Consider the following 12,621-nt stretch of genomic DNA (forward strand, 5'->3'; position numbering starts at 1 on the left):
GACCCTCAGCCGCCGATCTGAGCCTCCACGTGTGAGGAGCTCCACAACGCTTCATAGACCCCACCGGCCGCAACCAGCTCATCATGCGCGCCGACCTCCACCACGCGCCCGCCTTCCATCACCACCACCCGATCCGCATCCCGTGCCGTATGCAGCCGGTGCGCGATCGCGATCACCGTACGTCCCTCCAGCGCCGCCGCCAGCGACCGTTCGGCGCGCCGGGCCGTACGCGGGTCGAGCATGGCGGTGGCCTCGTCGAGGATGACCGTGTGCGGGTCGGCCAGGATGACTCGGGCCAGGGCGAGCTGCTGCACCCGGTCGGGGCCGAGTTCGGTCCCGGAGGAGTGCGAGCCGAGCTCGTCGTCCAGCGAGGTGACCCAGTCGGCGCCGACCGCCGCCAGGGCCTTCTCCAGATGGTCGTCGTCGGCCGTGGGGTCGGCCAGGTGGAGGTTGTCGCGGACGGTGCCGAGGAACAGATGCTGCTCCTGGGTGACCAGCACGACGTGCTCGCGGAGTTGGGCGGGGGCCAGGTCGGCGACCGGGACCGAGCCGACGGTGACCATGCCGAGGCGGGGGCGGTCGATGCCGGCCAGCAGCTTGCCGAGCGTGGACTTGCCGGCTCCCGAAGGGCCGACGATGGCCAGGCGCTCGCCGGGCCGTACGGTCAGGTCCACTCCGGTGACGACGTCGTCGGTGGATTCGTAGGCGAAGTGCACGCCGGTTGCCACGATGTGGTCGTCCCGGGGTTCCGCGGCGGCCACAGCGGTCTGCGTCGCCGGGGTCTGGAGACCTTCGATCCGGGCGAAGGAGGCGCCGCTGCTTTGCAGCTGTTCCATCCAGATGAGGATGGTCTCGATGGGCTGCTGGAGCTGGCGAAGGTAGAGCACGCACGAGACCACGGCGCCGAGGGTGACCTGGCCGCTGTCCAGCAGTACTCCGCCGAGCAGCAGGACCAGGACCGGCGGGAGGAGCGCCGAGACTTCCACCGACGGCCAGAGGACACCGCGCAGGAAGAGGGTGTTGAGCTGGGCGACCCGGCTGCGCTCGATCACCCGCTCGGCGGCGCGGGCGCGCCGGTCCTGGAGGCCGAGGGCTTCGATGGTGCGGGCGCCGGCGGCGTTGGCGGCCAGGTGCTCGGCCAGTTCTGAGCGGGCGGCGCCCTCCTCCAGGTAGGCGGCGCGGGCGCGGCGCAGGTACCAGCGGGAGGCGGCGGCGATGCCGGCCGGCGCGAGCAGACCGCAGGCTCCCAGCAGCGGGTCGACCAGGAAGACGGCCGCGACGAGGAAGAGCGCCTGCAGGGAGGAGACCAGCACGGCGGGGGCGGCGTCGCGCAGGGTATGCCCGACCAGGCCGACGTCTGTGGTGCCGCGGGCGATCAGGTCTCCGGTGCGGATGTGCTCGACCGTGGCGGCGGGCAGGGCGAGCACGCGGTCGAGGAGCTCCTGGCGGATGCGTTCCTGCGTGCGCTCGCTGAAGCGGGTGCCGATCTTCTCGGCGTATCGGGACAGGATGAGCTGCAGCAGCGCCCCGCCCACGGCGATCGCGGCAAGGAGGTCGATCGTGCCGCCGGCGGCGATGGTGTCGATGATGCGGCCCAATAGCCATGGGCTGACCAGGGCCGCGGCCGCCGCCAGGCCGTTGAGAAGGAGGGTGGCGGTGAAACCGGGGACGTCGCGGCGGATCAGGCGCAGGGCCGCCTGCCGTACGTGCTTGCGGTCGGCGACGGGGAGGTCGCGGATCACGACACCACCGTTCGATACGCGTCGCTGGATTCCAGCAGGTCGTGGTGGGTGCCCGTCGCGGCCACCTGGCCGTCCTCGATCAGGACGACCTGGTCCGCCTGGGCGAGCAACAGTGGCGACGTGGTGGCGACGACCGTCGTACGGCCGGAGCGCGCCGTACGAAGACGCTGCGCGAGCAGGGATTCGGTGTGCGCGTCCAGTGCCGAGGTGGGCTCCACCGCCAGCAGCACCTCGGGATCGGCCACCAGCGCTCTGGCCAGGCGCACCCGCTGGCGCTGGCCGCCCGAGAGGTTGCGGCCACCGGGCTCGATCGGGGAGTCCAGCCCGTGGCGCAGCCCGGCGACCACGTCCTGGGCGGTGGCGACGGTGACGGCGCGACGGATGGTCTCGTCGTCGGCCGCGCCGCGGCCCTGCAGGACCTCGCGCAGCGTGCCGGCGAACAGCGCGGCGTCATGGTCGGCGATCAACGAGGTGCCGTCGAACCCGCCGAGGCTCTCGAGCAGCGCCACGCTCTCCTCGGGGCGAGCGCTGACCAGCCCCACAAGGCTTCCCGGCGTGACCTCCAGCCCGGGGGAGCGGGGCCGGTCGCCGGGCCGCAGCGCGAGGAAGCGGGTGACCTGCCGGGCGGAGACCAGGCCGCGGCTGATCTGGAAGCTGCCCTCGATGAAGGAGGAAACCGGAACCACCAGCACGGCGATATATCCGTAGACGCCGACCAGTTCGCCCACCGTGATCGTGCCTTCCGCGGCCAGCCTGGCGCCCAGCCAGGTCACCGCGGCCAGGAACAGCGCGGGCAGCCCGGCGCCCAGCGCGCCGATCCAGCTCGTCAGCGACGCCACCCGGTAACCCTGCTCGCGCAGGCGCGCCGAGTCGGAGAGGTAACGCTCGGCGTAGGCGTCCTTGCCGCCGAAGGCGTTGAGCACCCGCAGCCCCTCGATCAGGTCGACCAGGCGGGTGGTCAGCCTGCCCTGGCTCTCGCGGTAGCCGTTCTGCACCTTCATCAGCCGCCCGAGCAGCGGCCCGAGCACGATCGCCAGCACCGGCACGCCGAGCAGCACCACCACGGCCAGCACCACGGAGACCTGCAGCAGCAGCGCCGCCACCACCCCGTAGCTGATCACCGCGCCCACCCCGGGACCTGTCACCGTCAGCGACGCGGCGATCGTGGTGACGTCGCCGATGCCGATCGTCACGACCTCGCCTGCCGAGGTGTGCTTGTTCAGGACCGCGCCGAGAGAGTTGATCTGCTCCACCAGGGCGCGTACCGTGCGGAAGTTGGCGTCCATCCGGATCTTGGTCATCGTGCGGTGCCGCATCATCGCCAGCCAGGCGTTGGCGAGGCTGGCGCCGAGCAGCGCCAGCACCCAGCCGGGCGCCAGGTCGTCGTCGATCGCCCTGGACAGTAGGTACGGCGGGAGCGTGAGGCCCACCATCCACAGGGTGCCCAGCGTCGCGCCCAGCGTGACCCGGCCCTTCTGCGCCCAGGCCAGCCAGCACAGATACCGAGCCGCCGCCTTCATGGCGATCACGCTAGACCATGGTTTTACCTACCTGGCAAAGGGGATACCCGGCCTCGAATCCGAGGTCAGGAAGCCGGGGTGAAGCCGGACGCCTCCAGGTAGCCGCCCGCCGGCAGGGCGAAGTGGGCCGGGACCACCCGGACGCCGGTGCCGGTGTAGCGGTCCACGAAGGCCTTGCGGGTGGCCGCGCCCTGCGGGACGTCGTGCTCGACCACGATGTGCCAGTCGGGGCGGGCGAACTGGTGGACGATGTGGAACAGGTCGCCGGTGAAGACCGCCTCCTGCGAGCCCGAGGTCACGTGCAGGCCGCTGTGTCCCGGGGTGTGGCCGGGCAGGAGCTCGACGCGGACGGTGTCGTCGATGGCGTGGCCGGGCTCGACCAGGCGGTGCAGGCCGGCCTCGACGACGGGCTGGACGCTGTCGGTGAAGGAGTCGTGGCCGTGGGAGCCGGGGCGCACCGTGGTCCAGTGCTCGTACTCCGACCGTACGAACAGGTAGGTCGCGTTCGGGAAGGTGGGCACCCAGGCGCCGTCCACCAGGTGGGTGTTCCAGCCGACGTGGTCCTGGTGCAGGTGGGTGCAGAAGACGTGGGTCACGTCCGCGGGGTCGACGCCGGCGGCCGTCATGGCGTCGAGGTAGCCGGTGTTCAGGAGGTGGGCGTACGGGTCGAGGCGGCGTTCCTTGTGGTTGCCCCAGCCGGTGTCCAGGACGATCAGGCTCTGGGGGGTGCGCAGGATGTAGCTGCGGAAGACCAGCACCGGGTCTCCGGCCTGGTCGAAGAGGGCCGCCGGGAGGCGGGCGCGCAGGTCCGCGGGGTCCTCGCCGTTCAGGCCCCGGAAGGCCAGGGCGATGGGAACGGACATCTGGGTCTCGACGATCTCGGTGACGGTGACCGCGCCTACCTGGAACCTCGCCATGCGTCCCCACCGTAGACACCGGGACAAGCTAAAACAAGCTCTTGCTTGGTACGGCCTTCGTGCGGCCCGGTACGGCCCCGGTGTGGCTGCTGTCACGGCACCCGGGCGACCCCGCCCAGCACGCCGCCCCTGGCCAGCCCGGTCCAGTCGTACGGGTCGTCCTCGTTGCGCCACCGCTGGACCGGGACCACGCCCGGGTCCAGCACGTCCAGCCCCGCGAACCAGCCCAGCAGGCTCTCGCGGTCGCGCCAGGCGAGCATGCCGGCCGTGCTGCTCCGGTAGATGCCGCGTACCTGCTCCGCCTTGCGGTGGTCGGTCCGGCCGGGCTCGGCGTACCCGTGCGAGATCATCAGATAGCTGCCCGGGACCAGCGGCCGGCGCAGCGCCTCGATGATCCGCGCCACCTCCGCGTCGTCGTGCAGGAAGTGGAGCACCGCCGCGATGACCACCGCCACCGGGCGGGTGAAGTCGAGATGCCCGGCGGCGGCCTCCAGGATGGCCTCCGGCTCGCGTACGTCCGCGTCCACGATGACCGTGCTGGGATTGTCGGCGAGCAGCGCCCGCGCGTGGGTCAGCACGATGGGGTCGTTGTCGGAGTAGACGACCTTGGCCTCGGGCGTGACCCGCTGGGCGACCTGGTGGACGTTGTCCTGGGTGGGCAGGCCGGTGCCGAGGTCGAGAAACTGCCGCACCCCGGACCTGGCGAGATGCCGTACGCCGCGGATCAGGAACGCGCGGTTGGCCGCGGCGCTCTCCCTGATGTCCGAGCCCAGCTCGCGGCCCAGCGCGATGACCTGCTCGGCGGCTTCCCGATCGGCGGGAAAGCTGTCCTTTCCGCCGAGGTAGTAGTCGTACATTCTGGCGACGCTGGGCACGGTCGGATCGATGTGTGCCGGAAACTGCTCGTCTCCTGTCATGCCCTCGCCTCTTTTCCGGTGCTTATGCCAGAAATAGTACGAGTTCTCGGCGCGGTGCGGATCTTTGGCGTAAGAAAAATGGTCGGCACTTTCTTCGGTGGCAATAAGAAACGTTCGATGGTTCGCCGCGGGCATACTTTGGTCGACTGTGGCGCGGACGTCGCCATGGCAGGGTGAGTCCATGAGGATTCTCGGCCTGGTGCTGCTCGGTGACGCCGTACGGCGCGGCGTGGAGAAGTCATGACGGCTGTCGCCGTCCCCGAGGACCTGACCGGCTGGCTGGCCGGGCGGGCCGGTCGGCTGGACACGCTGGAGCCGGGCGCGCCCGTCGCCGACCTGGAGCCGCTGCGGCTCGCTCTGGACGGCGTGCGCGTGGTGGGGCTCGGCGAGGCCACCCACGGCACCCGGGAGTTCTTCCTGCTCAAGCACCGGCTGCTGCGCTTCCTGGTCGAGGAGCTGGGCTACACCGTGCTGGCGATGGAGGCCAGCGTCGCCGCAGCCGAGGCGGTCAACGACTACGTGCTGCACGGCACCGGCGACGCGGCCGAGGCGCTGGGCGGGATGGTCTTCTGGACCTGGCACACGCGCGAGATGCTCGCGGTGGTGGAGTGGATGCGCGAGCACAACCGGGCCGCGCCGCCGGAGCGCAGGGTGCGCTTCGCCGGGATCGACCCGCAATATCCGGCGGCTTCGATCGAGTGGCTGGCCCGGCACCTGGGGGAGGTCGCCCCGGCGTTCCTGGAGCCGCTGGCCGCGCTCGGGCAGACGCGGCTGGGGGTGGACGGGCCGCTGGACCCGGCCGTCGAGACGGCCGCCCGCCGCCTGGAGGACTACCTGAACGCCCGCTGCGAGGAGGCGGACGCCGACGCCGGATCCCCGCGCGATGCGGACGAGACGGGCGCCGACGCCGGATCGCCACGTGGTGCGGATGCCGGGCACGGGTCTCCGTGTGAGGCGGTCGTGCATGCCAGGACGTTGCGGCAGAGTGCCGTGCTGGCGTCCCGGCCGATGCGGCACGCCGACCCGCAGCAGACCGTCATCGCCGTCCGCGACCTGTTCCTCGCCGACAACGTGGACCGGCTGCTGCGCGACCCCGGCGTGAAGGTCGCGGTGTGGGCGCACAACGGGCACGTGATGACCGGGCACCACGGCGGCGGCCCCGTCCCGGCCATGGGCCGGCACCTGCGGCAGCGGCACGGCGACGCCTACTACGCTCTCGGGCTGCTCATGGGCGAGGGGGAGTTCAGGGCCAGGCGGTCCCGCTTCGGCCGGCCGGACCCGCGCAAGCCGCCCGTGCGCAACCGGGTGCCGCGCGTCGACAATGCCACGATGGTCGAGGCCAGGCTGGCCGCCGCGTGTCCGTACGATCATCTGCTGGATCTGCGCGCCGGCGAGCGGCCGGACGGCGTGGCGCGCTGGCTCGGCGCCCGGCTGTACGTGCGCGGTTTCGGCGCCGTGGTCAACCGTTTCACCTACAAGTTCACGTTCACGCCGACCGTCCTCGCGGACGACTTCGACGGCCTGGCCTTCATCCGTTCGGGCACCTGCTCGACCGCCCTGCCGGCGGCGAGCCGCTGATCCCCGGTTTCGCGCTGTCAGGGCCGTCATGCGAAGCTGTGTACGTCCCCAATACCAGGAGGTCCTCATGGCGGAATCACCGGAGCAGGAAGCAAGCGAAACCCCCGAGGACGAGATGAAGCGCAAGTTCCGCGAGGCGCTTGACCGCAAGCGCAACCAGCAGGCGGACACGAGCGCGGGTGGCAGGGGCGCCGACGCTTCGAAGATCCACGGAGCACACGGGCCGGCTGCCAGCAAGCGATCGTTCAGGCGTAAGAGCGGCGGCTGAATCGGGGGAGTTCGCGGGGGTACGGCATGCCGTACCCCCCTTTTTTCTTGACCTCGTAGGTAGATCTTCGACCGATTCATGGCATTTGCTTTGCGTTTGTCCGGTTTGGGCTATACGTTGGGTGGCGTTACCAGGCGGTGACCTAGCCCTTCATCAGGAAGAGGCAGCCACCTGGCGCCGAATCCCGCGCCTTCGCGGGAACCGGGGACCCATCTCCTGGGGTGAATCCGACCTTCGCGGCCGGTAGGGCATCTCCACGCCCGAACCCGTCAGCTAACCCGGTAGGCGAGATGGAGAGGACGAACCTACCTGTGGTGCTTTCCCGCGTACCCCCAGCCCGCGTACCCCCGGCCCATGTAACACCAGCCGCCCACTGAGCGGCCACTTTCTCCGCACTTCTTCGCGCTCCGCGTAGCGTCCGTCGGCCTTCTGCTGCCCGGCTACGCCCTCAAGCGAGCGCGCCCCTCCCCGTTCTCTGACGAAGGACTTCATTCTTCATGTCTGCTCGCTTCGGCATGCGTTCCATCACCATGCTCGCCGGTGTCGCCGTCACCGGCGTCCTGACCTTCGGCGCGGGTCCCGCCGCCCACGCCGACGTCGACGACAACCAGAAGGTCCTGCTCCAGGGCTCGACCACGGCCTCCTACTTCTGGGACGACAGCTCCGGCCGCGCCGGTGACACCGGCCTGCCCGCCAGCGGAAAGCCGATGCAGAAGGGCATGGCCGCCAGCCCCAGCTGGCCGCTGATGACCGAGGGCTACGTGGTCTACAAGGGCAAGAAGATGCCGTTCTTCGTCGGTGACCGCGGCCCCGGCGCCCCCTCCAACACGGGCATCATGCTGGACCTGGACTCCAAGACCTTCGCCGAGCTGACCGGTGGCCGGTTCAACCCCCGGACGCTGATGGTCGACAGCAACGGCGGCAAGGGCCACATCAAGGTCCAGTACGTCATCACCAAGTGGGGCAAGGGCGTGGGCAAGAAGAACCACCCGGTGGCCTTCTCGACCGGTGCCTGGTCGCGTAAGGACGCCAACCCGGCCAAGCCGCCGCAGATCCTGGCCGAGAAGAAGGTCGAGGAGAAGGCCGTCGAGAGCAAGCCCATCGCCGAGGCCCCCTCCGGTTCGGCCTTCGGCGGTCCCGCCTTCGTCAGGACCGAGCCGGTCTCCGGCCCCGCCGGCCCGAGCGCGGCGGCGGCCCCGGCCGAGGAGCCGAACGGTGTCGCGGGCGCCGTGCTGGCCGGCGGCCTCGCCCTCGTCGGTGGTGGCGCCATCCTGGGCCGCGACCGCATCCGCCGCTTCATGACCCGCTGACCCGCTTTACGTCAGGGGCATTTGACGGTAATTGTCGTCCTGTGACCTTGCGAGCATCGGTTAACGGCATCGAACTGGCCTACGAGAGCTTCGGTTCTCCTGACGGGCGCCCTCTCCTGCTGATCATGGGACTGGGCGCCCAGCTCATCCACTGGGACGACGGCTTCTGCTCGTTACTGGCCGAACAGGGCCACCACGTCGTCCGCTACGACAACCGCGACGCGGGCCTGTCCACCCACCTGCACGACAAGGGCGTTCCCACACCGGGAGCGTCCTCGGCGTATCTGCTGGACGACATGGCCGACGACGCGGCCGGGCTGATGGACGTGCTCGGCTGGCCCGCGGCGCACGTGGTGGGCGCGTCGATGGGCGGCATGATCGCCCAGACCCTCGCCTTCAGGCATCCCGAGCGGGTGCTCACCCTCACCTCGATCATGTCGACCCCGGGCCCGTCGGTGGCCCCGCCCACCGAGGCCGCCGCCGCGGTGCTGTACGTCCCACCGGCCGCCGACCGGGAGACGGCGCTGGCGCAGGCGCTGACGAACCGGCTGGCGATCGGCTCGCCCGGCTACGAGCTCGACCGGGAGCGCTTCACGCGGATGGCGGGTTTGGCCTACGACCGCTGCTACGACCCCGCGGGCACCACCAGGCAGCTCGCCGCGATCATGGCCTCCCCCGACAGGACCGAGCTGCTCGGCGGGGTGAACGTGCCCACGCTGGTCATCCACGGTGACGCGGACCCGCTGGTCCCGCTCGCCGGCGGTCAGGCCACCGCGGCGGCCGTCCCCGGAGCCGAGCTCGTGGTCCTCCCCGGCATGGGACACGACCTGCCACAGCCCCTCTGGCCGCAGATCGTCGGTCCCATCACGAAGCTGACCGCGAATTCGGCCGGAAAAGCGTAGATTTGTGACGACGGCTCGCGCCCGCCGCGCCCGGACGCGAGCCGCCGCGCTTGTCAGACCTCGAGCCTGCCCTCGATGGTCTTGAGCTGGTGCCTGGCCATGGCCAGGTTGGCCCGGTTACGGTCGAGGGCCAGGTAGAGGAACAGGCCCTTGCCGCCACGGCCGGAGATCGGCCGGATGATGTGATACTGGCTGCCCAGGGTGATGAGGATGTCCTCGATCGCGTCCTTGAGCCCGAGCGAGTCCATCGTCCGCAGCTTGGCCTTGACGACCTCCGTGTTACCCGCGGCGGCGACCTGGAGATCCAGATCCTTCGAGCTGCCGAGCGAGCCCAGGGCCATGCCGCTGCCGTGGTCGACGATCGCGGCGCCGAGCGAGCCGTCGATCGTCATCATCTCCTTGAGTGAGATGTCCATGCTGGTCATGTTCTCCTCCGATCAAGAATTCCTGCCTTGTTGTGCGACCGCGGCGACCATGGACGCCGTCTTACGGCCCTCCAGCCGGAGCAGCCCGAGATTCGCGCCGGGCTCGGCCAGGACTGTGAGGACGATGGTGGGGCCCGCCGCGTAGAACGCGGCGTGGCCGGCGGTGCCGGAGACGAGCGTTTCCTCTAGGTCGCCCCGGCCCGCCAAGATCATCATTCGCCTGCTCATCGCGAGCAATGCCGAGGCCAGCGCGGCGACCTGCTCGCCCCCGTCGGTCACGAGGTCGCACGCGATCGTCAGCCCGTCGACGGTCGCGGCGACGCTGCCTTTGACGTCGGGTGTGCGCTCGCGCAGGAGAACCATCTCCCTGTGCACCTCTTCACGCAGCTCCACCGGTGGCCTCCTCTTGCGCGAGGGGAACCTCACGACAGTTCCTCCAGCGCCTTCTTGAGCCGCAGCAGCAGCTCGATGTCCGTGGGGTCGGCGGTCACCGGCGGGCCCAGCGGGCCGGCCGGGCGGGGGCCGCCGGCCTGCTGCCGGGCTTCGGGCCGCCTGTCCCGCTTGGGCAGCGCCGACGCCTGCTCGCCCGTGACGAGCAGACCCGCCGCCGCCAGCCTGCGCACCGCGAGCATGACCGAGTAGCTGGACCTGCCCAGCCGCTTGGCCAGCTCCGGGGAGGTGGCCTCGCCGTCGGCGCGGACCACGATCTCCCACTGCACGTCGCTGAGCGCCACTGCCCGTCCTGCCAGCCGGGAAGTGGGCCGTACAGGAGCGGTGTCCACGTCGGCGGCGGGCCAGATCTGGGCGAGGCGCGCGCGGCGGCGCGCGCACTCGCGCACCAGGCCGGGCACGTCGAAGTACCAGCGCCCGCCCAGCCAGTGACGCTCGCCGGGGCGGAACTTCGGCCTGGTCCCGGTGGTGGGCAGCAGGAAGAACGCGGCGTCCAGGACGGCGCCCAGCACGCAGTACTGCAGCTCGCCGAGGGTGACGGGCCCCTGTTCGAGCAGCTGCTCGCAGCCGCCGTCCGCCTGCAGCCTGCGCAGCGCGGCCTCCGACACCCGTCCCCGCGCGGCCAGCAGCCGTTCGACGCCCGGCGTCTGCGCACAGTCCATGTACGTGACGCGCCCCTCGTCGAGGAAGACGGTGCCGGCCCTGCCGACGCGCAGGGCGCCGGTGGACCGCTCGCGGGCGAGGCCGGCCAGCAGTGTGTCGAGCGGAGGCATGACGTCACGCCAGCAGCTGGTCGGAAAGGGCGCGCAGGCGATGGCGTGCCAGGGCCAGGTTCGAACGTTCCAGGTCGAGGCGCACGTAGATCACCAGTGGGCCCTCGAACAGGGTGTCCAGCATCCGGAGCAGATGGTGACCCTTGTCCGTGGTGATGAGCATGTCGTCGACGCGGACCGTGTCGCCGGGGCAGGAGTGCGCCAGCCCTTCCACGGTGGCGCGCAGCGTCTCGGTGAGCGCCGCCGCCGACTTCTCGGGGTCGACGCCGTCCGGCTGCCCGCTGACGGCCACGGCCATACCGCTCGTGTGGTCCACGAGCATCGCGTCGAGCGCTCCCGGTATGGCCATGACCGCGGTCAGGCAGTTGTCTAGTCCGAGCACATGGCCTCCCTCGCCGTCCTGGACTGGGACAGCTTAGAAGCGCCGGAAGGAGTGCCGAATGCCGGAACTTGGCGGGAGTCGTACAGAGATGGAGATGTATATCGCCGAGGCGAAGAAAAACCCTACCGTGATGCAGAATCCCGCGATTTATGTGAACAGTTCGCGAGATCTCAGAATGTGATTCGCGTTTTCCGCCTATTGCGGATCGGTGGTGGACGGCTCGGCGGGCAGCAGTGCCTTTTCCTCGGGTTTGAACACCAGCACGTTGTCCACGTACGACTGCACGGCCGTGCTCAGGCCGACGTCGCCGCCGGCCGCCTCCGACAGAAACCACCGGTGGTCCAGGATCTCGTGGAACAGCTGCGCGGTCTCCAGCTTGCCGCGCAGCTCGGCGGGGATGGTCGCGACCGTGGGCTGGAACACCTCGGCCAGCCACCGGTGTGCCACGATCGCCTCGTCCTCGTGCCGCAGCCCCTTGGCCACCCTGAAGCCGTCGAGGTCGTTCAGCATCCGCCGGGCCTGGTTCTCCTCGGCGTCCAGGCCGGTCAGCCGGAGCAGCCGGCGCTGGTGGTGCCCGGAGTCGACGACCTTGGGCCGGACGATCAGCCGGCCGGTGCCGACCTTGCGCCGCACCATCATCTCCGCCACGTCGAAGCCGAGCAGGTTGAGCCGCCGGATCCGCTGCTCCACCCGGTGCCAGTCGACCTCCTCGATGATCTCGTCCTGGGTGATCTCACTCCACAGCCGGTGATAGCGGTTGACCACGTCCTCGGCGGTGTTCATCGGGTCGATCGAGGGGTCCAGCAGCCCGCCGGCCTCCAGGTCGAGCATCTCGCCGAAGATGTTGGTGTGCGCGCTGTCGATGTCGGCGGCCCGCTGCCCCTCGCTGATCATCGGGTGCATCTCGCCGGTCTCGGCGTCGACCAGGTAGGCCGCGAAGGCTCCCGCGTCCCGGCGGAACAGCGTGTTGGACAGCGAGCAGTCGCCCCAGAAGAAGCCGTTCAGGTGCAGCCGCACCAGCAGCACGGCCAGCGCGTCCAGCAGCCGGGTGAGCGTGTCCGGGCGCAGCGTGCCGGACATGACGGCCCGGTAGGGGAGCGAGAACTGCAGGTGCCGGGTGATCAGCGCCGCGTCGAGTCCCTCCTCCCTGCCGGTGACGTAGGCGATCGGCTCCACGGCGGGGGCGTCCAGCCGGGCCAGGTCCCACAGGAGCTGGTACTCGCGCTTGGCGTACCGCTCGCTGATCTCCTTGATCGCGTAGACCTTGCCGGACAGGCGGGCGAAGCGCACGACGTGCCGGGAGATGCCGCGGGGAAGATCGACCAGGTGGCGCTGCGGCCACTGTTCCAGGGGGAGCTCCCAGGGGAGCCGGATCAGGTCGGAATCGCCTAGCGCGCCGGTGATCTGTAGGGGCATTTCACCAGGATATTGTGCGTC

General features: G+C 70.4%; 13 protein-coding genes and 1 riboswitch. Of the genes, 4 read left to right on the forward strand and 9 right to left on the reverse strand.

All coding sequences use genetic code 11. The annotated features are described in order from the left end of the window. Positions 1 to 5: 5 nt before the first annotated feature. From IEY87_RS02050 to IEY87_RS02065, 4 genes are all read right to left on the reverse strand, one after another. Positions 6 to 1,742, reverse strand: a complete 1,737-nt coding sequence (locus tag IEY87_RS02050; protein ID WP_189136719.1) for an ABC transporter ATP-binding protein — start codon at positions 1,740 to 1,742, stop codon at positions 6 to 8. After that, positions 1,739 to 3,262 carry an ABC transporter transmembrane domain-containing protein gene (locus IEY87_RS02055; protein ID WP_225276823.1) on the reverse strand — a complete coding sequence of 508 codons (1,524 nt, stop codon included), beginning with the start codon at positions 3,260 to 3,262 and terminating at the stop codon, positions 1,739 to 1,741. The genes IEY87_RS02050 and IEY87_RS02055 overlap by 4 nt, the downstream gene beginning before the upstream one ends. A gap of 65 nt (positions 3,263 to 3,327) precedes the next feature. Then, the gene (locus IEY87_RS02060) at positions 3,328 to 4,179 is read right to left on the reverse strand and encodes an MBL fold metallo-hydrolase (protein ID WP_189136720.1); all 852 of its coding nucleotides are present in this window, start codon (positions 4,177 to 4,179) and stop codon (positions 3,328 to 3,330) included. A 92-nt stretch (positions 4,180 to 4,271) separates the two neighbouring features. Beyond that, complete coding sequence (locus IEY87_RS02065; RefSeq protein ID WP_189136721.1) at positions 4,272 to 5,096, reverse strand: SAM-dependent methyltransferase; 825 nt, start codon at positions 5,094 to 5,096, stop codon at positions 4,272 to 4,274. 240 nt (positions 5,097 to 5,336) lie between these two features. Here IEY87_RS02065 and IEY87_RS02070 point away from each other — a divergent pair, with 240 nt between their 5' ends. From IEY87_RS02070 to IEY87_RS02085, 4 genes are all read left to right on the forward strand, one after another. Beyond that, positions 5,337 to 6,674: an erythromycin esterase family protein gene (locus IEY87_RS02070; RefSeq protein ID WP_225276822.1), complete on the forward strand. Its 1,338-nt coding sequence runs from the start codon at positions 5,337 to 5,339 to the stop codon at positions 6,672 to 6,674. 67 nt (positions 6,675 to 6,741) lie between these two features. Beyond that, entirely contained in the window at positions 6,742 to 6,942 is a 201-nt protein-coding gene (locus tag IEY87_RS02075; RefSeq protein ID WP_225276821.1) for a DUF5302 domain-containing protein, read from the forward strand. Between the two features lie 165 nt (positions 6,943 to 7,107). Further along, positions 7,108 to 7,245, forward strand: a riboswitch (cyclic di-AMP (ydaO/yuaA leader). Between the two features lie 194 nt (positions 7,246 to 7,439). After that, positions 7,440 to 8,252 carry a hypothetical protein gene (locus IEY87_RS02080; RefSeq protein ID WP_225276820.1) on the forward strand — a complete coding sequence of 271 codons (813 nt, stop codon included), beginning with the start codon at positions 7,440 to 7,442 and terminating at the stop codon, positions 8,250 to 8,252. A gap of 41 nt (positions 8,253 to 8,293) precedes the next feature. Continuing rightward, positions 8,294 to 9,154, forward strand: a complete 861-nt coding sequence (locus IEY87_RS02085; RefSeq protein ID WP_225276819.1) for an alpha/beta fold hydrolase — start codon at positions 8,294 to 8,296, stop codon at positions 9,152 to 9,154. Between the two features lie 53 nt (positions 9,155 to 9,207). On the opposite strand, the gene IEY87_RS02090 is transcribed toward IEY87_RS02085, so the two are convergent. From IEY87_RS02090 to IEY87_RS02110, 5 genes are all read right to left on the reverse strand, one after another. Continuing rightward, positions 9,208 to 9,579, reverse strand: a complete 372-nt coding sequence (locus tag IEY87_RS02090) for a hypothetical protein (protein WP_189136723.1) — start codon at positions 9,577 to 9,579, stop codon at positions 9,208 to 9,210. 12 nt (positions 9,580 to 9,591) lie between these two features. Beyond that, on the reverse strand, positions 9,592 to 9,972 hold the full coding sequence (locus IEY87_RS02095; protein ID WP_189136724.1) for a roadblock/LC7 domain-containing protein: 381 nt from the start codon (positions 9,970 to 9,972) through the stop codon (positions 9,592 to 9,594). A gap of 29 nt (positions 9,973 to 10,001) precedes the next feature. Beyond that, positions 10,002 to 10,802 (reverse strand): MarR family transcriptional regulator, encoded by an 801-nt coding sequence (locus IEY87_RS02100; RefSeq protein WP_189136725.1) that lies wholly within the window; start codon positions 10,800 to 10,802, stop codon positions 10,002 to 10,004. A 4-nt stretch (positions 10,803 to 10,806) separates the two neighbouring features. Then, positions 10,807 to 11,184, reverse strand: a complete 378-nt coding sequence (locus tag IEY87_RS02105; RefSeq protein ID WP_189136726.1) for a roadblock/LC7 domain-containing protein — start codon at positions 11,182 to 11,184, stop codon at positions 10,807 to 10,809. Between the two features lie 195 nt (positions 11,185 to 11,379). Continuing rightward, complete coding sequence (locus tag IEY87_RS02110) at positions 11,380 to 12,600, reverse strand: DUF4032 domain-containing protein (RefSeq protein ID WP_189136727.1); 1,221 nt, start codon at positions 12,598 to 12,600, stop codon at positions 11,380 to 11,382. Between the last annotated feature and the right edge of the window lie 21 nt (positions 12,601 to 12,621).

The organism is Nonomuraea glycinis (assembly GCF_014646515.1).
In the GTDB taxonomy this organism is placed as follows: domain Bacteria; phylum Actinomycetota; class Actinomycetes; order Streptosporangiales; family Streptosporangiaceae; genus Nonomuraea; species Nonomuraea glycinis.